This is a genomic window from Alcanivorax sp. HI0044, assembly GCF_001634945.1.
On sequence record NZ_LWEZ01001215.1, the window covers coordinates 1 to 678 of the forward strand.

The following is a 678-nucleotide window of genomic DNA, read 5'->3' on the forward strand; positions in this document are numbered from 1 at the left end:
GCAGGTTGATGATCACCCGCTGGCCCTGATCCGGACGCCACACGTTGTTCACCGCATCGATGACTTCGATGGCGAAATCGGTTTCGGTGGCACTGAAGGTTTCCGGAGAATACTGGAAGCTCCAGTGGGTTTCCGGCTGTTTGGCCGCGCAATCGCGCACCCATTCAGCGGCACGCACGGCAATGGCCTTGCAACCGGCCTTGTCCACGTTGAACACCTGCTCACGGAACGTGGGCGAGGTGGCGTTGTAGATATGCACGATGGCGTTCTTTGCCCCTTTCAGGGACTCGAAGGTCCGCGCAATCAATTCCTCGCGGGCCTGGGTAAGCACCTGGATATGCACATCGTCGGGCACCAGATCTTCCTCGATCAGTGCCCGGCAGAAATCAAAATCAATCTGGCTGGCGGAGGGAAAGCCCACCTCGATTTCCTTGAAGCCCAGCTCCACCAACATCTGGAAGAACTGGCGTTTCTGGGCCACGGACATGGGTTTGATCAGCGCCTGATTGCCATCGCGCAGGTCTACCGCCGCCCACAGCGGGGCTTTCTCGATACGCTGGTTGGGCCAGCGACGGTCGGGCTTGTCGATAACAGGAAATGGCTGGTACTTGGTGTGATCAAAGCTCATGTCGAATCCTCAAAGTAAAAAGGGGCAGAAGCTGCCCCTTTTTACTTTGA

Annotated in this window: 1 pseudogene; it reads right to left on the reverse strand. The window is 57.2% G+C overall.

Annotation, left to right across the window (positions count from 1 at the left end):
- Window positions 1–628 (reverse strand): annotated as a pseudogene (locus A3730_RS16900) (2-isopropylmalate synthase); the annotation flags it as partial.
- Window positions 629–678: the final 50 nt, after the last annotated feature.